Origin of the sequence: Sulfurimonas gotlandica GD1 (assembly GCF_000242915.1) — a bacterium.
Classification (GTDB): Bacteria; Campylobacterota; Campylobacteria; order Campylobacterales; family Sulfurimonadaceae; genus Sulfurimonas; species Sulfurimonas gotlandica.
This window is the reverse complement of the sequence record NZ_AFRZ01000001.1, coordinates 2,502,930-2,521,017: the sequence shown is the minus strand read 5'-3', so window position 1 is coordinate 2,521,017 and position 18,088 is coordinate 2,502,930. Positions and strand designations below refer to the sequence as shown.

Below are 18,088 nucleotides of genomic sequence, written 5' to 3'. Positions count from 1 at the left end.
ATAATTATAAAGAGTGAGAATTTTATGAAACAAACATTAATGGGAAACGATGCAATTGCTTGGGGACTAATCCACGCAAATGTTGATATGGTTAGCGGATATCCAGGAACTCCATCTAGTGAGATACTAACAGAAGTTCAAAAGATAAAGTATAAACTAAATCTAGATGTATATGCTGAGTGGGGAACTAACGAAAAAGTTGGTTTTGAAGTAGCTTACGCAGGTGCAATTGCGGGTAAACGTACTTGTGCTACTATGAAGCAAGTTGGACTTAATGTTGCAAGTGACGCGCTAATGAGTGCTGCATACATCGGTAACCTTGGCGGTATGCTTTTAATAGCTGCTGATGATCCAGGCTTTCACTCTTCTCAGACAGAACAAGATTCTCGCGTATTTGCGAAGTTTGCACGTATTCCTGTTTTAGACCCTGCAACTCCTCAAGATGCTTATGACCTTACAAAGTACGGTGTTGAGCTTTCAGAAAAATTTCAAATCCCTGTAATGCTACGTCCGGTTATGCGTGTATGTCATGCTCGTGAGATTATCGAGATGGATGCAGAGACTGACTTTAGACCAAACAAGGGTGAATTTAAACGTAATGTTCCACGTTGGGGTGCTGTTCCTAGAAAGGATAGATTTCCACAAGGTAAAGAGCAGTTAAATCGCATCGAGGTTATCAAAGAATATAACTGGGATCATCTTCTAAAATCTGAGTTTGACAAATGTGAAGGAAAGGAAGTTCTTATCATTACAAGTGGTACAGGTCATGGTTTTGCAAAAGAGACTCTAAGCGATCTTGGTCTAGATGCTGATGTTGTAAAAGTTCTTATGCCTTACCCTCTTCCTGTTGAACAGATGAGAGATAGATTTAAATCTTACGATAAAGTTTTAGTTATTGAAGAACCGTATCCTTGTGTTGAAGAACAAATTGCTTCTCCTAATGTATATGGTAAAAATACAAACTCTATTCACCAAATCGATGAGATGAGCAAGGAAGAAATTCTAAAAGCATTTCAAAATATCGGTCTTTATGATGGTGAAAATATCTATGCTACTCCACCTTCACTAAACTTTGAAGTAGAAGCAAGACCGCCTGCACTTTGTCCAGGTTGTCCTCACCGTGATGTTTACTATGCTATTACAAAAGTATTTAAACATAAAAAAGCTATCTATCCATCTGATATCGGATGTTATACTTTAGCTCTTGCTCAGGGTGCGATTGACTCTATACTTTGTATGGGGGCTAGTGTCTCTATGGCTAGTGGATTTGCTCTTAGTGATCCGGATAAAACAGTGGTTGCGACTATTGGTGATGGTACATTCTTTCACTCTGGAATCCCGCCACTTATAAATGCAGTTTATCAAAACCACAAGTTCATCCTTGTAATACTTGATAACTCGACTATTGCTATGACTGGTCGTCAGACTACTCCAGCAAGAGAAAACAGAAATATCGACATCAAGAAGATTGTTGAAGGTATGGGAATTGATTGTATGGAACATCAATACTCGTATGAGATGCAAGATAATGTAGACTTCTTTAGAGAAGTAAAAGAAGTACACAAAAATGCAACAGGTCCTACAGTTGTAGTTGTACGTGAGTTCTGTATTCTCGATAGAGAGAGAGCTCCTGAGTTTATCCCTAATATCTTTGCTAAAGTAGATCCGGATTTATGTGTAGCATGTGATCAGTGTACAACAGTATATAAATGCCCTCCTATGGCATACAATGATGATGGAGTTATAGAGATAGATCCATTCCTCTGTGCTGGTTGTGGTGGTTGTCTGGATATAGTTTGTCCGACAGATGCTTTCGTACAAGATTTTGACTATTTAAAGAGAGGTAACTAAGATGAAATATCAAATCGTAATAGCCGGTTTTGGTGGTCAAGGTGTTGTTTTTCTTGTAAAAGTATTAGCAATCTGTGCCGGTAACCGTGATATTCCTTTTTTGGGAACTGAGAACCACGGTATGAGTCAAAGGGGTGGATCCGTATCTTGTGATATCAAAGTCGGTGACTTCACTAATCCTGTAATTGACAAAAATCAGGCTGATCTTATGATTGCACTAGAGAGAAATGAAGGTCTTAGAAATGTTGCATTTTTAAAACTTGATGGTACAATTGTAACAAATGCAAAAGATAAAGATACATATCCAGAGCTTCCTTTTAAAGGTTTTGCAAAGATAGATGCATTTAAAAAGGCTGAGAATGGAGAGTTTCCTATTCAGGGGCTAAATGTTTATATGCTTGGTTTTGCTCTTATTCATGACAAAAACTTTCCATTTAGTATCCAAGAAGTTAAAGATGCTATTACTCAGATGAATGCAAAAGTAGCAGAACAAAATATAAAAATACTTGACCAAGCGATGAAAGACGCTGAGGAGCAGAAGTAATGTGGAATAAGATAGAGGGTGCATCTAGAGAAAAGTTAGGTGAAACTCAGCTCAAAAGATTGCAAGACACAGTTACAAGAGTATATGAGCTTACACCTTTTTACAAGGAAAAATTTGATGAGTTAGGAATCTCTCCTAAAGATATAACTTCTCTTGAAGATATTCAAAAACTCCCCTTCACAAAAAAACAAGATTTAAGAAACCACTACCCTTTTGGACTTTTTACAGTTCCAATGAGTGAAGTTGTTAGAGTTCACAGTTCAAGCGGTACAACAGGTAAACCGACTGTTGTCGGTTATACTCAAGGTGATATGGATGTATGGAATGAAGTAATGGCTAGGGTATACACTATGGCAGGAGCAACGGCAAAAGATGTAGTACATAATGCTTATGGTTATGGTCTATTTACCGGTGGTCTTGGTTTTCACAATGGTGCTGAGACTATTGGTGCCACGACTATCCCTGCAAGCAGCGGTTTTACAGATAGACAGATAATGCTTATGAAAGATTTTAATGCAACAATACTTGCTGCAACTCCTTCTTTTGCACTTCACATGTACGAAGCTGCTAAAAAATCTGGCAGTGACTATCTAAAAGACTTCAAACTAAAGTCTGGAGTATTTGGAGCTGAGCCTACTAGTGAGGGTCTTAAGGAAGAAGTTTCCCGTGTTTGGGGAATAGACTATCACGAAGTTTACGGACTAAGCGAGATAATCGGGCCGGGTGTAAGTTCTAACTGTAAGCATTCTAAACTTCTTCACGTAAACGAAGATCATTTCTATCCAGAGATAATTGACCATAAAACTGGTCAAGTTCTGCCAGATGGAGAACGTGGTGAGCTAGTTATTACTTCACTTACAAAACAGGCACTTCCTATTATCCGTTACAGAACTGGAGATATCACTTCACTTCACCGCGAGCCTTGTGGATGCGGAAGAACTTTAGTTCGTATGGAGAGCATTGTAGGTCGTGTAGATGATATGATTATCGTAAACGGGGTAAATGTATACCCATCACAAGTTGAACACGTAATCGCAAATACTGAAGGAGTTACACTTAACTACCAGATCATTGCAGACAAAAAAGGTCATCTTGATAAACTAGATATCTTAGTAGAAGTTAATGAAGATGTTTTAAGTGATTCTGTTGCTGAGATGGAAAAAATAAAAAAAGATATAGAACGCTCACTTGCAAACAATCTTTATATTAATGCAAATGTAAAACTTGTTGAGCCTCGCAGTATTGAGAGAAGCATGGGTAAAGCTGTTAGAGTTGTAGATAAAAGGGTATAAAATGTCAAAAATCATAAAGCAACTGTCTGTGTTTGTAGAAAATAAAAAAGGTGAATTGAGTGATATTACTACACTTTTAGCATCAAGTAATGTTTCAATTAAGTCAATTAATCTATCAGATGCCAGTGATTTTGGTATACTTAGGCTAATAGTAAGTGACAACGACAAAGCAAAAGCCATCTTAAATGAAGCTGGTTTTTCTTCTCGTTTTACTGATGTCTTTGCGGTAGAAGTAAGTGATCATATTGGTAGTTTTAACAGTGTTATAAAAGCACTTGCAAAAGAAAATATCAACATAGAATATACTTATACTCTCTCAAATGCTCAGATTGGTGCGTTTATATTTAAGGTCTCAGACAGAGAACTTACTCACGCAATCAAAACACTTGAATCTGATGGTATTAATTTACTCAGCGAGGTATAATGAACGCTCAAGAAATTGACAAACAAGATATAGACTTCTTGAAATTTATCGGTGGTGAAGTCCTAGACCTAGGTGACGGTTATGCTCAACTGGGCTTTGACGTAGAGCCACATCACAAACAGCACTTTGGTGTAGTTCATGGTGGTGCTATCGCTACACTGGCTGACCACTGTGGATGGTATGCTGCTGTATCAATGCTAGAGAAAGGTTTTAGTGCCGTTACGATTGAGATAAAGGTCAACTATCTAAAACCTGCAAGAGATGAAGTCTTAAAAGCTGAAGCAAGAGTTATTAACCAATCTAAAAGAACTATATTTACGACGATAGAGATATTTTCAAAAGATACTCTTGTTGCTTATGCAACTGCTACTTACCACGTTTTAGATGAAAGAAAGGCTTTGGACAATGCTAAACAATAGAGAAATAAGTGACAGATTTGAAGTCCAGATAAATACACTTTACAACTGGCAAAAAAGTAAACCTAAACTATACGCGTATCTTCAACATGCTGATTATAATAAAGAACGCAATAAAGAGATAAATATACTGCTAGAGTATTATGCAAAGTCTATCAATAAAAACTTTAACGTTGAAGAGATTCACTACATAATAAACTCAGATATAAACCCTCATACTATAGAAGAGATAGATGATCTGCATAAAATATTTATAACACTAGAAGCTAAAAACCTCTCAATAAAAAGTGATTTTCTACTTAAGATATATGACAAATTTCATACTATGAATATTATTGAGAAGTATATTTTCTATAAAAGAGTTTACAAAATAAGAGATAAAGAAAACTCTTACTCAAAAGATAAAATAGAACTATATTTTAAAGAGTACATACTTAATTAATAACAAAAAACACTCAACTGCAGAATACAGTTTTAATAGTTTTTCGATATAATTGCGCATTATTATAAAAGGGCAATAAATGAATATTGTAACAGGTTCGTCAACAGCATTAATAACTCCATTTAGAAATGGCAAACTAGATGAGCAGGCTTATGCTGCACTTGTACAAAGACAAATAAACAACGGTATGGATGCAGTATGTCCGGTTGGAACTACTGGTGAGAGTGCAACTTTGTCATATGATGAAGATAGAAGATGTATGGAAATAGCTGTAGAAGTTTGTAAAGGAACTACTACTAAAGTACTTGCAGGCGCTGGAAGCAACTCAACATCAGAAGCTATAAATGCTGCTAGAAATGCACAAGAATGTGGCGTAGATGCAATCTTCTCTGTAGCTCCATACTATGTAAAACCTTCTCAAGAAGGTCTTTATCAGCACTATAAAGCAATAGCCCAAACTGTGCCTGATCTTCCTTTTATGCTTTATAATGTTCCTGGTCGTACAGTTGTTGATATCACTGCAGATACTGTTATCAGACTTTTTGATGATGTGAAAAACATATATGGTATCAAAGAAGCAACAGGAAGTTTGGAACGTACAATCGAGCTTCTTTCTCGTCGCCCTGAGCTTAAAGTGTTTTCTGGTGATGATGCTATTGATTTTCCTATGTTAGCAAATGGTGCAGCAGGAATTACTTCTGTTACCTCAAACCTAATGCCTGATTTAAAATCAGAATTAGTTAGACTTGCTCATAAAGGTGATTTTGCAGGTGCAAAAGCTATCAACGATAAGCTTTACCCTCTAAACTCAGTAATGTTTTGTGAGTCAAATCCTGTTCCAATTAAAGCGGCTATGTATATCGCTGGTCTAATAGATACTTTGGAATATAGACTTCCACTCGTACGCCCAAGTCTAGAGAATATGAAGAAGATAGAAGAAGTTATGAAAAATTACGAGATAAAAGGACTATAAAATGAGCGAAAAAACTATGCAAGGTAAAACTTTATTTGTAAGTGGAGGTACTCGTGGTATCGGTAAAGCTATCGTTTATGCCTTTGCAGCAAAAGGCTGTGATGTAGCATTCACTTACGCTTCAAGTGCAGATACTGCAAATGAGATTATCGCTGATGTTGAAGCTAGATTTGGTGTTAAGTGTAGAGCTTACTTGCTAAATATACTAGAGCCTTTAACTTACAAAGATGTTTACAAACTTTTTGATGAAGATTTCAGCAGACTTGACTACTTCATCTCAAATGCAATCATCTCTGGTCGTGCTGTTGTTGGCGGTTTTGCTCCATTTATGAGACTAAAACCAAAAGGTCTTAGTAACATCTGGACTGCTACTGTGGAAGCTTTTGTAGTTGGTGCTCAAGAAGCTGCTAAGAGAATGGAAATGGTAGGCGGAGGTAGTATCATCTCTATGAGTTCTACCGGTAACCTTGTTTACACTCCAAACTATGCAGGTCACGGTACAAACAAAGCTGCAGTAGAGACTATGGTTCGCTATGCTGCTGCTGAACTTGGTGAGAAAAACATTCGTGTTAATGCTGTAAGTGGTGGTCCGATAGATACAGATGCATTAAAAGCATTTCCAAATTATGAAGAAGTAAAAGCGGAAGTTGTGAAACGTTCTCCACTAAGTCGTATGGGAGATGCAACAGACCTAACTGGTGCTTGTCTTTTCTTATGTGAAAACGGTTCTTCATGGTTAACTGGACAGACTATAGTTATCGACGGTGGGACTTCTTTCCAATAATCTACATATTATTTCCACCTCTATCGAGGTGGAAACTCTAAAACTACTTACCGATTTGCTCAGCAATAGCGTTAATATCAGCTTCTGAGAGACCTTTTGAATGCTCAACCATCATCGCTTTCATAGCCCCGCCATATGTTCCAGCCTGATAGCCCTTCATAGCAGCCACAATATCAGCTTTACTCATATCTTTAATAACTTTACTTTTACCACCAAGTGCAGCTTTCTCACCAGTTTTACCGTGACAAACTACACACTTCTGATATGCATCAGCCATTGCTAATGAACTTAAACCTAAGATAGCTAATAATACGATTGATTTTTTCATCAAATCCTCCTGTTATTTACTCATATTATAGTCTAAATAATCTTTATAGTCTACATATTGTCCTCAATTATGAATTATTATTCACGTAATATAAATCTATATTATAATTTATAATTATCCGATTAAGTTAGCATTGAATATTCATATGTATAATACGAACATTAATAACAATTACTAAAAATACAAGGAAATAATATGCAAGATACAAATACATTTGAAATGTTTGAAAAAATAGTTTACGATAACGACCTAGAACTTTTTAAGAGTGAAGTTCAAAAACTGGATGACATAAATATTCAAAATAAATATGGCTGGACACTTTTACATGTAAGCATCAGGAGAGACAGAGCTGCTATGGTTGACTTTCTACTAGACAACGGTGCAGATATAAACAAAGTTGACGGTGTTGGCTGGACTCCACTTATGGAAGCTATTATGGATGACATGCCAAACCTCTGTAGAGTACTTGTAGATAGAGGTGCGGATAAGTCTATTGCAAACGCGAGAGGTGTTACAGCCCCAATGCTTGCACAAAAATTTGGTCGTGTTGATATGTACGACGCACTATCTTAAGGGAGATTAGAAGATGAGTGTATTACTAGAATTTAGTATGTTTCCTACTTCTGATGATTGCAGAAACGGTTCTTCTGTTTCTGCTCAGGTGAGTAAAATCATAGATGCCATAGACAAGTCAGGTGTTTCATACCAACTTACTCCAATGGGAACTGTAGTTGAGACTGACACGATGAAAGAAGCATTAGCTATCATAGAGTTGGCATACGAGCAATTAAGTGACTGTGAGAGAGTATACTCATCACTAAAGTTTGACATCCGTAAAAACACAAAAAACAGACTTAAAACTAAAATTGCTTCTATAGAAAATGTTTTAAATAGAGAGGTAAACCATTAGTAAGCAAAAAAAAGCTAAAATCACGTTATTATAAATTCAAGGACTTTTTTTGCTAAACCTCCCAAACGCCCTGGCATCACTTCGCATACTTATTGCACCGTTGATGTTTTGGGTAATTTTAAATCCAGAAATTTTTACAGATAACGGTTACCATGTCTCGTGGAACTACTACTTTGCATCTATGCTTTTTGTTTTAGCATCTGCAACAGACTTTTTTGACGGTTACATTGCTAGAGAGTGGAATCAGATGACTCTGCTTGGTGGTATCCTAGATCCACTTGCAGATAAGATGCTGACACTTGCCGCTTTCTTAGGTCTTATGATGATTGGTGAGGCTTCTGCTTGGGCAATATATATCATAATCGTTCGTGAGCTTTTCATCACAGGTATCAGAACTGTCGCAGTTAGTGAAGGTCTTGATGTAAAAGCTTCATGGGCAGGAAAAGTAAAAACAGTAGCACAGATGATAGCTATCGGCTTTTTACTTATGCACTGGCCTATGGGAAATGAGCTTTTATGGTTTGCAGTAGCACTTACTGTTTACTCCGGTTTAGAGTATCTTTGGGGCTTTAGAAAAGCACTTCTTAAGGACGAGATTTAATGAGTTTTTTAGTATCCCTTTTAGTCCTATCGGCACTTATATTTTTTCATGAACTAGGCCACTACTTTGCGGCTAGGATGATGGGTGTTTCGGTAGAAGTTTTTAGTATCGGTTTTGGTAAGAGAATGCTTACTTTTAAAAAGTGGAGTACTGAGTGGAGTATCTCTGCTATTCCACTAGGTGGTTATGTACGTATGAAGGGTCAAGACGATTCTGATCCCACTAAAAAAAGTTTAGATGCAGATAGCTATAACGTAAAGACACCTATGCAAAAGATATTTATTCTTTTTGCCGGTCCTCTTGCTAATTTTGTACTTGCATTTGTTCTTTATTTTGTTATTGCTTTAGGCGGACCAAATATTCTTTCTCCTGTGATTGGAGATGTTGTAAAAGATTCTCCTGCTCAGGCTGCAGGACTTAAAACAAATGATATTGTTAAATCTATAAATGGTGTTGAGATTACCACTTGGAAAGAGATGGCTAAAATCATCACTGAGTCAAACGGAGCTTTAACTGTTGAGATTATAAGAGACAGTTTTATAGAGTTCAAAACTCTTACTCCTAGTATCACAGAGACTACAAACATGTTTAATGAAGTAGTTCAAAAAAAGATGATAGGAATTGGAAGTGCAGGAGTTTCTCACAAACTAGAACTTAGCCCATCTGAGACTCTCTCTTATGCAACTGAGCAGACTATCTTTGCATCTACCATGATATTTACAGGACTCAAAAAACTTATAGTCGGAGAAGTTCCTGCTAAAGAGCTAGGTGGAGTTATCAGCATAGTAAAACTAACATCAGATGCTACAGACGCAGGTTGGATGAGCGTGCTATTTTTTGCAGCACTTATCTCAGTGAACTTAGGTGTTTTAAACCTTCTACCGATTCCTGCACTTGATGGTGGACATATTATGTTTAATCTTTACGAGCTTATCTTTAGAAGAGAAGCAAGTGAAGCAATTATTATAAAACTTACTATCGCTGGATGGGTAGTACTTTTTTCACTTATGGGACTAGGTCTTTTCAACGATATTAATAGATTAATGGGGTAATAAATGAACGCTGAAGAATATAAAATATATATAGACAATGTAGTTAGGAAAGTTGAGACTGCTAGACTAAAAGTTAGTGGTCATCACATAGTAAAAACAGTTGCTATCAGTAAGTACTCTACTGCTGCTGATATTGCAAAACTATACAACATCGGTCAAAGAGCATTTGGTGAAAATAAGGTTCAAGATTTAAAAGCTAAAGCTACTGAGCTAGAAGAATTACCACTAGAGTGGCACTTCGTAGGTAACTTACAAAAGAACAAGATAAACAATCTCCTAGAAATCAATCCTACTCTATTTCATGCTCTTGACTCTATGGAGTTAGCAGAGGAGCTACAAAAGAAGCTAGAAGCTAAAGATATGATTCTAGATGCCCTACTTCAGATCAACTCTGCAAAAGAAGAATCAAAGCACGGTTTTATGCCTGAAGATGCATCTGAAGCTTATGCTCGCATTCAAAGAGAGTGTCCAAACATAAACCTAAAGGGTGTTATGAGTATCGGTGCTCACAGTGATGATAGAGATGTGATAAAAAAGAGTTTTGAGACTACTTATGAGATTTATAAAAATCTAGATGGAGCAACTATATGTTCTATGGGAATGAGTGGAGATTTTGAGCTTGCTATAGAATGTGGATCTAACATGGTTAGACTTGGCTCGATAATGTTTAATAAATAAACATAATTATAAGCAAAAAATTAAAAGGTTAAAAATGAAAAAATCTATATTTATGGATAAGTATCCAATATATTCACTAGAATTAAATAAAGATGAGATTTCTCAAAAGAGCATTCAAGACATCATAAATTATTTTTTAGATAAAATTGAGAAGCACCCAATAGCAACAAATATAGCTGTTTTCAATCACTATGAACATACAAAAAAACTAAATGGTCCGATTAATGATGAAATTATAGATGCTCAAAATGTTATATTTTGCTTTGGTGCTGCAATTCCAAACTCTAAAATATTGGCAGTAAGACCAAGAAGCATAGGTATAGCGGAGTTTAAAGAAAAATTTTCTATAGAGTTTTTAGAAGCGCCAAATGAAAAGTTACACGATGTTATGGAAGAATGGACAGTAGATTTAAAAAAGTAATATGTTAATTCCCCAGGAGGGGAACTTATTACTTCATTACTTTTCTAGCGTTAATAGCTTGAACAGGTCTGTTGTTAGAGTGATCGTGAAAAAGGTGAATAAACTCTTTTACTTGAGATTTTGAAATAGTCGTATAGTTTTTAAGAACTAACCATCTGACACCTTCAGAGCATGGTGGTGTAGTTAAAGAACCGCTGAATCTGTAGTAATCTTTATTTGTAGGTAAAAGTGTGTTCACTTCTTTAGCAGAGATGCTAATAGCATTTTTCCCGCCTGCTTCATGTGGCGTCTTAGCCCAAACTTTTTTAATAAACGGATTTTCAGTCCCATCTTCAAACATTAAAGCAATAACAGCTAAAGAACCATCTTCTGTTGCATGAACGAAGTGACCTTCAAGTGGAAAATTTTTGCCGTCGATTTGATTTTCACTTGGTGTATGAAAGTGAAACTGAACTAGTGAGAACTTGATTCCATCAACTGTTATGCTGCTACCCTTGTCAAAGTTAACTTGAACAGTATGACCATTGTTAATAACAGAAGAGATACCTGTGCTATAGTCAAAACCAATTTTTTCTAAACTCTTAGACTCAACTGTAACACTTGAAGTGATGTTGATTGGAGATTGGCTTTTACCACTCTTACATAAGCTGTAATCAGCAGATAAATTACCCCAGTTCTCTGGAGCCTCATGACCTGTATAACCCCAATGAGTACCGTGTCCACCTGCTAAAAGTGCACTAGCCAATAGTGTAGCTGTAACACTACCTGCTAATAATTTATTTAATTTCATATAACTACCTTTTAAAATATTTTTTAGGCGGGCATTATAACTTATTTTTATATGAAATGTGATAAAAATTTGATAAAGAAAGAAGGAATTATAAGGTTGATATAAAGAGATACACTTGGTTAGGAAATAGTAGGGGCTTACCAGCCTCTTACTATTTTATGACATGCGATACAGTTAGCAGTAAGCTCACCATATTCTCTTGTAGCATCTGTGTAGTTGTCAGCTACAACAGCTTTTTTAAGTGCTTTTATATTTTTATCCACGTTTTTGTTGATATTATGAGTAACTTGAACCTTGTTATTGTTTTTAATAAAATGAGAAACATCAACGTTTGCAAAAATAGCATTTGCATTTTCTAATACTGTGATACCTGCAGCAATATCTTCTTTGTTACTATATAAAAAACCAGCTTGAATCTGATTCATACCCTGTGTCATTAAACTCATTGTTGCGCTAACTGTAGTGTCATTTGCAAGTGCTAGAACTGATGTTGCAGCTAATGCCAAAATCATTTTTTTCATATATATCTCCGTGGTTTTTTTAATTAATATATAATAATAGTACACTTTTAATTATTAAATGGTTATAAATTAATATTATAATTTATGTTATATTTTAGAAAGTGAATTTTAGAAGCACTAGATTGCCATGTCAATAACAATATAAAACTACCATCAATGAGATAATATCACTTTAAAAACAGCCCCATCACTGTTGTTAGCTACTTCAAGTTGCCCTCCACAATGTTCCTCAATAATAATTTTACTCATATAAAGACCTAAACCTGTTCCACTTTTCTTTATCTTTGTAGAGAAATAAGGATCAAATATTTTTTCAATATTCTCTGGAGATATTCCACCACCGTTGTCACTGATTTCCAGTATTCTAGTTTTATCTTGCTTATATGTTCTTATTTTAATATATGGATTCTCTATATTGTTTTCAACTAAAACATCTTCAGAATTTTTGATTAGGTTAATAATAACATGCTTCAGCTCATTAGAATATACATTAAACTCACTCTTGCAGTTTAGCTCTTTTATAATCTCTATATTTTTAGCTGCAATAGAGTCTTCTATAATATTTAAAACACTCTTTACCTCTTCACAGTAACTGGTTCTTTGCATCTCTTTTGCTGGTCTGAAGAAGTTTCTAAAATCATCAATAGTATCACTTAGATGCTGTGAATAACTTGCTATACTCTCCATAGAGGCTATAAGTTTCTCGTTTTCTATCTTATCTAGCATTACGTCAAACTGAATAGAAGCAGTTGTCACACTTATCATATTTAGAGGTTGTCTCCACTGGTGGGCTATCATACTTATCATCTCGCCCATTTGAGCAAAACGTGACTGTTGAAACATTAGCTTATCTTTTTTTTCAACTTCTCTGTGTGCTTTTTCCAAATCATCTACAACTTCTCGCATCTCCTGTGAAGCGATGTCTAATGAATGTTCCATTATACGGCGAGTCTCGCTGTTATCTCTATAAGACTGTTCTATATACTGAAGAAGCTTATCAAATGCCTCTTCATCTACTGAGTCAAAAGAGCTAATACCAGCTTTTTTAAGCTGTCTTTTTAGTAGTTTATCTTCAGTCATAATACTCCAATTCATACATAAGCATAAGTGTCATTGACTGGTTATGAAAGTTACAACCGCCAGAATCAACTTTTGAAATCTCACCGTAAGAGTAGAATCCTATTGTTGAAACATTTTGACCAAGAGTATCATGGACTACCTCTATTTCATCTTCTGCTTCTTGCTTTAAAACTATTTTTCTAGCTATGCAGTTTATAGCGATGCACAATGCTTTTTGTTTACCGTCATAGTTTCGTATCAGTCTCTCTGCAGCTTCTTGTGCTCCCATTATCAGCTCATCCAAATTTGCTTTTGCAAAGGTAACAATACTGTTTTGAGGAATACTAGCTGCAAGTGTAATAGAATTTTTCTCTTCATCTATCGCTTTAATAGCTCTTAGTGTTGGTTCCTCAGACCCATCTTCGAGTAACATAAGTGGAAAGTACAGTCCGGATGCAGGAAGTTGATCTGCATAAGGACCTAAATATTTTTTATATAGTTCTAGTGCAGGTTTATTGTCTAAAGTATATAAAATATTATCTTGAGAATAAGTGACCTTTCTGTCAAGTCCGAATCGTGACCATCCGCACTTGCATCCATATTCAACTCGCAAGTCACTTCCATAAAGTCCAACAGAAATGATTTGTTTTTTCATCAGCTGAGAGTTAAGAATAATCCAAGTCTTGTTAAACTCTACTCCATCTCCTGCCAAACCACCTGTAATCACACACTCATTTGGGATATTTGTGCTTAAACCTTTTGTCAGTTCAGAACCATTTACGTTTAAAACATTGGCTAAGAGGAAGATTGATTTTAAATTTTCTTTTGGAAAGTCAGATACAATTTCTTTGCCTACATCGTAAGAGTTGCGCTCACTTATCTCTTTAACAAGAACTTTAAAGCTGCTTTTGTAAAAATGAACAACAGATACACTAAGTGAATCGTGAAATATCTCACTGCCATATATTTCTCCAGAAGTTGAAGAACCTACAATAGTTGCTCTTGGAAATGTTTTAACGATATCATCAATCCCATTTTTTACTTTTAGTACATTTGTACTTCCAAACATGATGACTAAAGTATTATCAGAATCCATACCCTCATCGAGTTGATTATCCCAATATCCATTTTTAAAAAGATAAGTTTTAATCTGCACTATTATCTCTCTTTTTTTGGTTTAAACCTCACAGCATTACTAAGAGGATTCGCTATTATTTTTTGCTGATACTCTATCATCTGCTCAAATGGGTTTAAGAACTCTTCTAAGTCTCCATTGGCAATATTTTCTATCTTATGTATGTTTAAGAGTTCAAGTACACTCAGTGTCGATTCTATCGTAGACAAACAAAACTCAGCAGGCTGTTGCTTTATCTTAAACTGAGACAACTTTATAGAATCAAAACTCATATATCTTAGAGACTGTAAGTTTTTAGATTCTCTTAACATCTTAACTGAACAAGACCATGTAGAGTCTATAATAAATATAGCCATATCTCTTTTGTTTTTAGGATTTGTTTGGCTTATATTTAGAGCATCTTTTGACGGATACATTACGTAACTATCATACTCTTTTATGATTTCATTTATTTTTTGATGGTTTGAGAAGTCTACGCCAACAAATAGTTCCGAGTTATCTAAAGCTAAATGAGTCAGATGCCCTGTCCCATTTTTTACTTTTTTAAACTCTTTTGGATGCATCAGTATAACGAATTTTGTTTTAGTCTTTATATTATGAATGTGTTTGCACATACATGAGCTTGTAGGTCGGTAACACTTAAAGCATTTTTGTCTATCTCCAAAATATGTCTTCAACGGCCGCCAATTGAACGTAGAGGGCTGATAAGTGGTGTAAAAAAGACTAATTTGTCATTCCAGTTACTTAGTGCTTTTGAAGAAGAGTCAAATACTACACCTTCGTGTTCTAAGGTACCTATTTTCTCACTATCTTTTACTTTTATTTTATTCGCTATTTCCATAAACTCTTTGTTTGAAAATCCGTAAGCATATGAGTATAACTGCGAGTCACTCGCTTGAATCATAACATTTAAATATGTTTTATCTTTTAGTGAGAATTGAACAAAGTTTAGATTATTTCTTCTATATACAACATTATAATTTTTTCTATCATCAAAGACATACATAACCGTATATAATCCACGATGTCTAAACTCAAAGTTTTGGGCAGTTCTTGCATCTTCATAAAAAAGGACTCTTGAGTTTTCATCTTCGAGTTTGTATATAGTCACAAATAGGTCTTTATAGTTTAAATAATTGGAATCAATAACCTTGTTGGTAAGTAACAAGTCACTGGAGCTATACTTTAAAACCAGTTCTTTGTCTTTATTTAGTTTCAAAGAGCTTGTACTACATCCAGATAGAATAAAAAGAGTTGAAAATATTAAAATTAGATTTTTCATAACTTTATTATACTACAATTGCACTTATTAAAATGCTAATTAAGTATAGGATATATCTTGTCAAAAAACTATGATCTTATCGTTGTTGGAGCCGGAGCTGCGGGGATGATAGCTGCCATAAGGGCGGCAAGAAATGGCAAAAAAGTTCTGTTACTTGAAAAACTCTCTCAAATTGCTGCAAAGCTTCGCGCTACAGGCGGTGGCCGCTGTAATCTTACAAACACACTCTCAAATGAAGAGTTTATGGCAAAATTTGGAAGAGACGGTCGCTTTATGCAAGATGCACTAAATCGGTTTAATCATAAAAATCTCATAGAGTTTTTTAAAGAAATAGGGGTTGAGACTCATGCACCAGACGGCTTTAGAGTATTTCCAACTTCACACAGTTCTGCTACAATCATCTCAGCACTTCAAGACGAGATGCAAAGAGTCAAAATAGATGTTTTATGCTCACAAAAAGTAGAGAAATTACTTAGTGAAGACAATCGTGTCAGCGGAGTGCAAACATCAACTGACACATTTTTTTCTTCTAATGTCATCATTGCAACCGGAGGTTTAGGCTATCCTGTTTTAGGTGCTGAGGGTGATGGTTACTCTCTTGCTCACGAGCTTGGACATAAGACTACTGAGCTTCATCCTGCAATGATGCCATTAAAGACTAAAGAAGAGTGGGTTGGAAACTGTCGTGCTGATACCATAGCAAAAGCTGAACTTCGTGTAGATATCAAAAAGCATAAAAAATTAAAAGCTTCAGGTGATCTAATCTTCACAAAAAGCGGCATCCGAGGTCCTGTTGTTTTGGATTTTGCAAGAGAGATAACACCGCTCATAAGTAAATATGGGGAAGTTCCTATTCTTGTAAATCTTACAAAAGGCATGAATGAAGAACAAATAACCAAGCATCTAAAAGATGAAGTTCTAAAGAACCCAGATGCAACAATGAAAGAACTCGTCTCTACACTACTTCCAGAAGCCTTGTCTTTAGAATTATGTAAACTCACTCTTCCAGACCCAGATGCAAAATTAAAATCCATCCCTGGACTCTCAAGAGCGAAACTTATAAACTATCTTGCATGGACACCGCTTACTGTTACAGGACATGATGGCTTTAAAATGGCGATGATTACGCGAGGCGGTATAGTTTTAAAAGAGATAGACCCAAAAACAATGCAGAGTAAAATTATAGATGGATTGTATTTTTGTGGAGAAGTTATGAATCTTGATGGTCCATGTGGAGGCTATAACCTCCAATGGTCTTTTGCTAGTGGACACCTAGCCGGTAGTTTAAAAAAATAATTATACTATTTTTTTAGAACTTTTTTTACGATTTTCTTTGCAGCTTTTTTATTAGCCGGTTTTTTCTTAGCAACACTTTTCGTTATGCTTTTTGCTACAGACTTAGCGTCTTTTTTCTTAACAACTTTTTTTGCAACCGCTTTCTTAGTTGCTTTTGCAACAACTTTTTTAATTACTTTTTTCTTCAGATTCTTTGCCATACAGACTTCCTTTGAATTAAACTGTAACTATTATATATTGTTTTTGCTTAAATCAATTAACAAAAATCAAGAGTCAATAAAAGTAGCGAATAGAAGCAAAACCGTAAGCCTCTGTCTCTTCTATGGCTTTTACTTGCTCAGAATCTACTATACCTCCAAGAGCAAATACTTTTATCTCACACTTGTTTAAAATATCTTTTAAGTCTTTAATACCCTTTGGTTCGCCTTTTCCAGGGGATGCAAAAACAGGGCTGTATGTCACAGCATCTGCTCCAAGTTTTTTAGCTTTTATGACTTCATCATGAGTATGAGTGCTTATGATTACTTCAAGACCAAGCTCTTTTGCTATAGTTATCTCATCAAACTGTGTTGATGTCAGATGCACACCTGTAGCTTCTAGTTTTTTTGCTAACTCTGCATCTCTATGGATGAAACTCTTTATAGTTTCAAACTGATTACACACTTCCACAAAATGAGCTGCCTGAATATCATAGTTTGGGTTTGATTTATCTCTGTAAAGAGCGTAAGTAGGTCTATGCCGAGCAAACTGCTCATGCAAGATGTTGCGAAAGATTGCAGGTGTATCTGTATAAAATTCTCTTGAAGTTATCAGATACTTCTGCATATTTATCTCAAAAGAGGGTTTACAAATGTTTTGGTTGGAGCTACAAAGTCTACTTTTTTGGCCTCTTCACCACTTATATATCTCTGTGCTACTCCAGCTACATGATTTCCTAGACGATTTAAAAGATATAGTTCATCATTAGTGTATTTCTTCTGTGCCTGAGCTATGAAGTTTTGCAAGAACTCTATTCTATCTTTCTCATCATCAAACTCTATACTCTTTACGATAGCCATAATCTCATCATACTCTTCATCACAAGATGCTAAAAAGTCATATGAAAGATCTATAGTCTTCATCGTATCAAGAGCCGTAGAGAAGTTAAAGTGATTGTACAACATACAACCTACAAAATACTCAATATCTGAACTTTCAAACTCAGAATATTGTTTTTCCTCGTCAGCAAAATGCTTATGCCAAATTTCTAAAATTTTTTCTGTTTTTTTCATCATGCGTAATTATACCCT

Annotated in this window: 25 protein-coding genes; 15 read left to right on the top strand and 10 right to left on the bottom strand. The window is 35.4% G+C overall.

Features of this window, described 5'->3' with window-relative positions:
• Window positions 1–24: 24 nt before the first annotated feature.
• From SMGD1_RS12445 to SMGD1_RS12410, 8 genes are all read left to right on the top strand, one after another.
• Complete coding sequence (locus SMGD1_RS12445) at window positions 25–1,851, top strand: thiamine pyrophosphate-dependent enzyme (RefSeq protein WP_008341468.1); 1,827 nt, start codon at window positions 25–27, stop codon at window positions 1,849–1,851.
• Window position 1,852: 1 nt separating this feature from the next.
• Window positions 1,853–2,395, top strand: a complete 543-nt coding sequence (locus tag SMGD1_RS12440) for a 2-oxoacid:acceptor oxidoreductase family protein (protein WP_008339724.1) — start codon at window positions 1,853–1,855, stop codon at window positions 2,393–2,395.
• Complete coding sequence (locus SMGD1_RS12435; RefSeq protein WP_008339636.1) at window positions 2,395–3,687, top strand: phenylacetate--CoA ligase family protein; 1,293 nt, start codon at window positions 2,395–2,397, stop codon at window positions 3,685–3,687. Before SMGD1_RS12440 ends, SMGD1_RS12435 begins: the two co-directional genes overlap by 1 nt.
• A 1-nt stretch (window position 3,688) precedes the next feature.
• Window positions 3,689–4,111 (top strand): ACT domain-containing protein, encoded by a 423-nt coding sequence (locus SMGD1_RS12430; protein WP_008339655.1) that lies wholly within the window; start codon window positions 3,689–3,691, stop codon window positions 4,109–4,111.
• Complete coding sequence (locus SMGD1_RS12425; protein ID WP_008339846.1) at window positions 4,111–4,530, top strand: PaaI family thioesterase; 420 nt, start codon at window positions 4,111–4,113, stop codon at window positions 4,528–4,530. Before SMGD1_RS12430 ends, SMGD1_RS12425 begins: the two co-directional genes overlap by 1 nt.
• Entirely contained in the window at window positions 4,517–4,969 is a 453-nt protein-coding gene (locus SMGD1_RS12420) for a hypothetical protein (RefSeq protein ID WP_008339794.1), read from the top strand. The genes SMGD1_RS12425 and SMGD1_RS12420 overlap by 14 nt, the downstream gene beginning before the upstream one ends.
• A gap of 79 nt (window positions 4,970–5,048) precedes the next feature.
• The gene (dapA, locus tag SMGD1_RS12415) at window positions 5,049–5,942 is read left to right on the top strand and encodes a 4-hydroxy-tetrahydrodipicolinate synthase (RefSeq protein ID WP_008339637.1); all 894 of its coding nucleotides are present in this window, start codon (window positions 5,049–5,051) and stop codon (window positions 5,940–5,942) included.
• Window position 5,943: 1 nt separating this feature from the next.
• On the top strand, window positions 5,944–6,726 hold the full coding sequence (locus SMGD1_RS12410; protein ID WP_008339656.1) for an enoyl-ACP reductase: 783 nt from the start codon (window positions 5,944–5,946) through the stop codon (window positions 6,724–6,726).
• A gap of 43 nt (window positions 6,727–6,769) precedes the next feature.
• Here SMGD1_RS12410 and SMGD1_RS12405 read toward each other — a convergent pair whose 3' ends face one another.
• Window positions 6,770–7,054 carry a c-type cytochrome gene (locus SMGD1_RS12405; RefSeq protein WP_008339864.1) on the bottom strand — a complete coding sequence of 95 codons (285 nt, stop codon included), beginning with the start codon at window positions 7,052–7,054 and terminating at the stop codon, window positions 6,770–6,772.
• 195 nt (window positions 7,055–7,249) lie between these two features.
• Between SMGD1_RS12405 and SMGD1_RS12400 the strand changes: the two genes are divergently transcribed.
• From SMGD1_RS12400 to SMGD1_RS12375, 6 genes are read left to right on the top strand one after another with little or no spacing between them, the layout of a single operon-like run.
• Window positions 7,250–7,627, top strand: a complete 378-nt coding sequence (locus SMGD1_RS12400; RefSeq protein ID WP_008339759.1) for an ankyrin repeat domain-containing protein — start codon at window positions 7,250–7,252, stop codon at window positions 7,625–7,627.
• A 13-nt stretch (window positions 7,628–7,640) separates the two neighbouring features.
• Window positions 7,641–7,964, top strand: coding sequence for an MTH1187 family thiamine-binding protein (locus SMGD1_RS12395; RefSeq protein WP_008339736.1), 324 nt, complete (start codon window positions 7,641–7,643; stop codon window positions 7,962–7,964).
• 49 nt (window positions 7,965–8,013) lie between these two features.
• Entirely contained in the window at window positions 8,014–8,565 is a 552-nt protein-coding gene (pgsA, locus tag SMGD1_RS12390; protein ID WP_008339686.1) for a CDP-diacylglycerol--glycerol-3-phosphate 3-phosphatidyltransferase, read from the top strand.
• On the top strand, window positions 8,565–9,617 hold the full coding sequence (gene rseP / locus SMGD1_RS12385; protein ID WP_008339766.1) for an RIP metalloprotease RseP: 1,053 nt from the start codon (window positions 8,565–8,567) through the stop codon (window positions 9,615–9,617). Before pgsA ends, rseP begins: the two co-directional genes overlap by 1 nt.
• Window positions 9,618–9,620: 3 nt before the next feature.
• The gene (locus SMGD1_RS12380) at window positions 9,621–10,295 is read left to right on the top strand and encodes a YggS family pyridoxal phosphate-dependent enzyme (RefSeq protein WP_008339788.1); all 675 of its coding nucleotides are present in this window, start codon (window positions 9,621–9,623) and stop codon (window positions 10,293–10,295) included.
• Between the two features lie 34 nt (window positions 10,296–10,329).
• Window positions 10,330–10,716: a DUF6858 family protein gene (locus SMGD1_RS12375; RefSeq protein ID WP_008339644.1), complete on the top strand. Its 387-nt coding sequence runs from the start codon at window positions 10,330–10,332 to the stop codon at window positions 10,714–10,716.
• A 28-nt stretch (window positions 10,717–10,744) separates the two neighbouring features.
• Here SMGD1_RS12375 and SMGD1_RS12370 read toward each other — a convergent pair whose 3' ends face one another.
• From SMGD1_RS12370 to SMGD1_RS12345, 6 genes are all read right to left on the bottom strand, one after another.
• Entirely contained in the window at window positions 10,745–11,506 is a 762-nt protein-coding gene (locus SMGD1_RS12370) for a carbonic anhydrase (protein ID WP_008339775.1), read from the bottom strand.
• 137 nt (window positions 11,507–11,643) lie between these two features.
• Entirely contained in the window at window positions 11,644–12,027 is a 384-nt protein-coding gene (locus SMGD1_RS12365) for a peptidylprolyl isomerase (protein WP_008339658.1), read from the bottom strand.
• A 153-nt stretch (window positions 12,028–12,180) separates the two neighbouring features.
• Window positions 12,181–13,107, bottom strand: a complete 927-nt coding sequence (locus SMGD1_RS12360; protein ID WP_008339715.1) for a sensor histidine kinase — start codon at window positions 13,105–13,107, stop codon at window positions 12,181–12,183.
• On the bottom strand, window positions 13,100–14,242 hold the full coding sequence (locus tag SMGD1_RS12355) for an FIST signal transduction protein (protein ID WP_008339641.1): 1,143 nt from the start codon (window positions 14,240–14,242) through the stop codon (window positions 13,100–13,102). The genes SMGD1_RS12360 and SMGD1_RS12355 overlap by 8 nt, the downstream gene beginning before the upstream one ends.
• A 2-nt stretch (window positions 14,243–14,244) precedes the next feature.
• Entirely contained in the window at window positions 14,245–14,898 is a 654-nt protein-coding gene (locus tag SMGD1_RS12350) for a tRNA-uridine aminocarboxypropyltransferase (RefSeq protein ID WP_081444071.1), read from the bottom strand.
• On the bottom strand, window positions 14,895–15,503 hold the full coding sequence (locus SMGD1_RS12345) for a hypothetical protein (RefSeq protein WP_008339830.1): 609 nt from the start codon (window positions 15,501–15,503) through the stop codon (window positions 14,895–14,897). Before SMGD1_RS12345 ends, SMGD1_RS12350 begins: the two co-directional genes overlap by 4 nt.
• Before the next feature lie 57 nt (window positions 15,504–15,560).
• Between SMGD1_RS12345 and SMGD1_RS12340 the strand changes: the two genes are divergently transcribed.
• On the top strand, window positions 15,561–16,799 hold the full coding sequence (locus SMGD1_RS12340) for a BaiN/RdsA family NAD(P)/FAD-dependent oxidoreductase (RefSeq protein WP_008339809.1): 1,239 nt from the start codon (window positions 15,561–15,563) through the stop codon (window positions 16,797–16,799).
• A gap of 5 nt (window positions 16,800–16,804) precedes the next feature.
• Here SMGD1_RS12340 and SMGD1_RS12335 read toward each other — a convergent pair whose 3' ends face one another.
• The 3 genes from SMGD1_RS12335 to SMGD1_RS12325 all read right to left on the bottom strand — a co-directional run bounded on the left by SMGD1_RS12335 (window position 16,805) and on the right by SMGD1_RS12325 (window position 18,073).
• Window positions 16,805–16,999 (bottom strand): hypothetical protein, encoded by a 195-nt coding sequence (locus SMGD1_RS12335; protein ID WP_008339625.1) that lies wholly within the window; start codon window positions 16,997–16,999, stop codon window positions 16,805–16,807.
• Window positions 17,000–17,072: 73 nt separating this feature from the next.
• Entirely contained in the window at window positions 17,073–17,624 is a 552-nt protein-coding gene (locus SMGD1_RS12330; protein ID WP_008339780.1) for a thiamine phosphate synthase, read from the bottom strand.
• Window positions 17,625–17,626: 2 nt separating this feature from the next.
• Window positions 17,627–18,073, bottom strand: a complete 447-nt coding sequence (locus SMGD1_RS12325) for a hypothetical protein (protein ID WP_008339887.1) — start codon at window positions 18,071–18,073, stop codon at window positions 17,627–17,629.
• Window positions 18,074–18,088 lie beyond the last annotated feature (15 nt).

Coding starts and splice junctions, on each gene's coding strand:
- SMGD1_RS12445 (WP_008341468.1), top strand. CDS start 25: ATGAAACAAACATTAATGGGAAACGATGCAATTGCTTGGGGACTAATC.
- SMGD1_RS12440 (WP_008339724.1), top strand. CDS start 1,853: ATGAAATATCAAATCGTAATAGCCGGTTTTGGTGGTCAAGGTGTTGTT.
- SMGD1_RS12435 (WP_008339636.1), top strand. CDS start 2,395: ATGTGGAATAAGATAGAGGGTGCATCTAGAGAAAAGTTAGGTGAAACT.
- SMGD1_RS12430 (WP_008339655.1), top strand. CDS start 3,689: ATGTCAAAAATCATAAAGCAACTGTCTGTGTTTGTAGAAAATAAAAAA.
- SMGD1_RS12425 (WP_008339846.1), top strand. CDS start 4,111: ATGAACGCTCAAGAAATTGACAAACAAGATATAGACTTCTTGAAATTT.
- SMGD1_RS12420 (WP_008339794.1), top strand. CDS start 4,517: ATGCTAAACAATAGAGAAATAAGTGACAGATTTGAAGTCCAGATAAAT.
- dapA (WP_008339637.1), top strand. CDS start 5,049: ATGAATATTGTAACAGGTTCGTCAACAGCATTAATAACTCCATTTAGA.
- SMGD1_RS12410 (WP_008339656.1), top strand. CDS start 5,944: ATGAGCGAAAAAACTATGCAAGGTAAAACTTTATTTGTAAGTGGAGGT.
- SMGD1_RS12405 (WP_008339864.1), bottom strand. CDS start 7,054: ATGAAAAAATCAATCGTATTATTAGCTATCTTAGGTTTAAGTTCATTA.
- SMGD1_RS12400 (WP_008339759.1), top strand. CDS start 7,250: ATGCAAGATACAAATACATTTGAAATGTTTGAAAAAATAGTTTACGAT.
- SMGD1_RS12395 (WP_008339736.1), top strand. CDS start 7,641: ATGAGTGTATTACTAGAATTTAGTATGTTTCCTACTTCTGATGATTGC.
- rseP (WP_008339766.1), top strand. CDS start 8,565: ATGAGTTTTTTAGTATCCCTTTTAGTCCTATCGGCACTTATATTTTTT.
- SMGD1_RS12380 (WP_008339788.1), top strand. CDS start 9,621: ATGAACGCTGAAGAATATAAAATATATATAGACAATGTAGTTAGGAAA.
- SMGD1_RS12375 (WP_008339644.1), top strand. CDS start 10,330: ATGAAAAAATCTATATTTATGGATAAGTATCCAATATATTCACTAGAA.
- SMGD1_RS12370 (WP_008339775.1), bottom strand. CDS start 11,506: ATGAAATTAAATAAATTATTAGCAGGTAGTGTTACAGCTACACTATTG.
- SMGD1_RS12365 (WP_008339658.1), bottom strand. CDS start 12,027: ATGAAAAAAATGATTTTGGCATTAGCTGCAACATCAGTTCTAGCACTT.
- SMGD1_RS12360 (WP_008339715.1), bottom strand. CDS start 13,107: ATGACTGAAGATAAACTACTAAAAAGACAGCTTAAAAAAGCTGGTATT.
- SMGD1_RS12345 (WP_008339830.1), bottom strand. CDS start 15,503: ATGAAAAATCTAATTTTAATATTTTCAACTCTTTTTATTCTATCTGGA.
- SMGD1_RS12335 (WP_008339625.1), bottom strand. CDS start 16,999: ATGGCAAAGAATCTGAAGAAAAAAGTAATTAAAAAAGTTGTTGCAAAA.
- SMGD1_RS12330 (WP_008339780.1), bottom strand. CDS start 17,624: ATGCAGAAGTATCTGATAACTTCAAGAGAATTTTATACAGATACACCT.
- SMGD1_RS12325 (WP_008339887.1), bottom strand. CDS start 18,073: ATGATGAAAAAAACAGAAAAAATTTTAGAAATTTGGCATAAGCATTTT.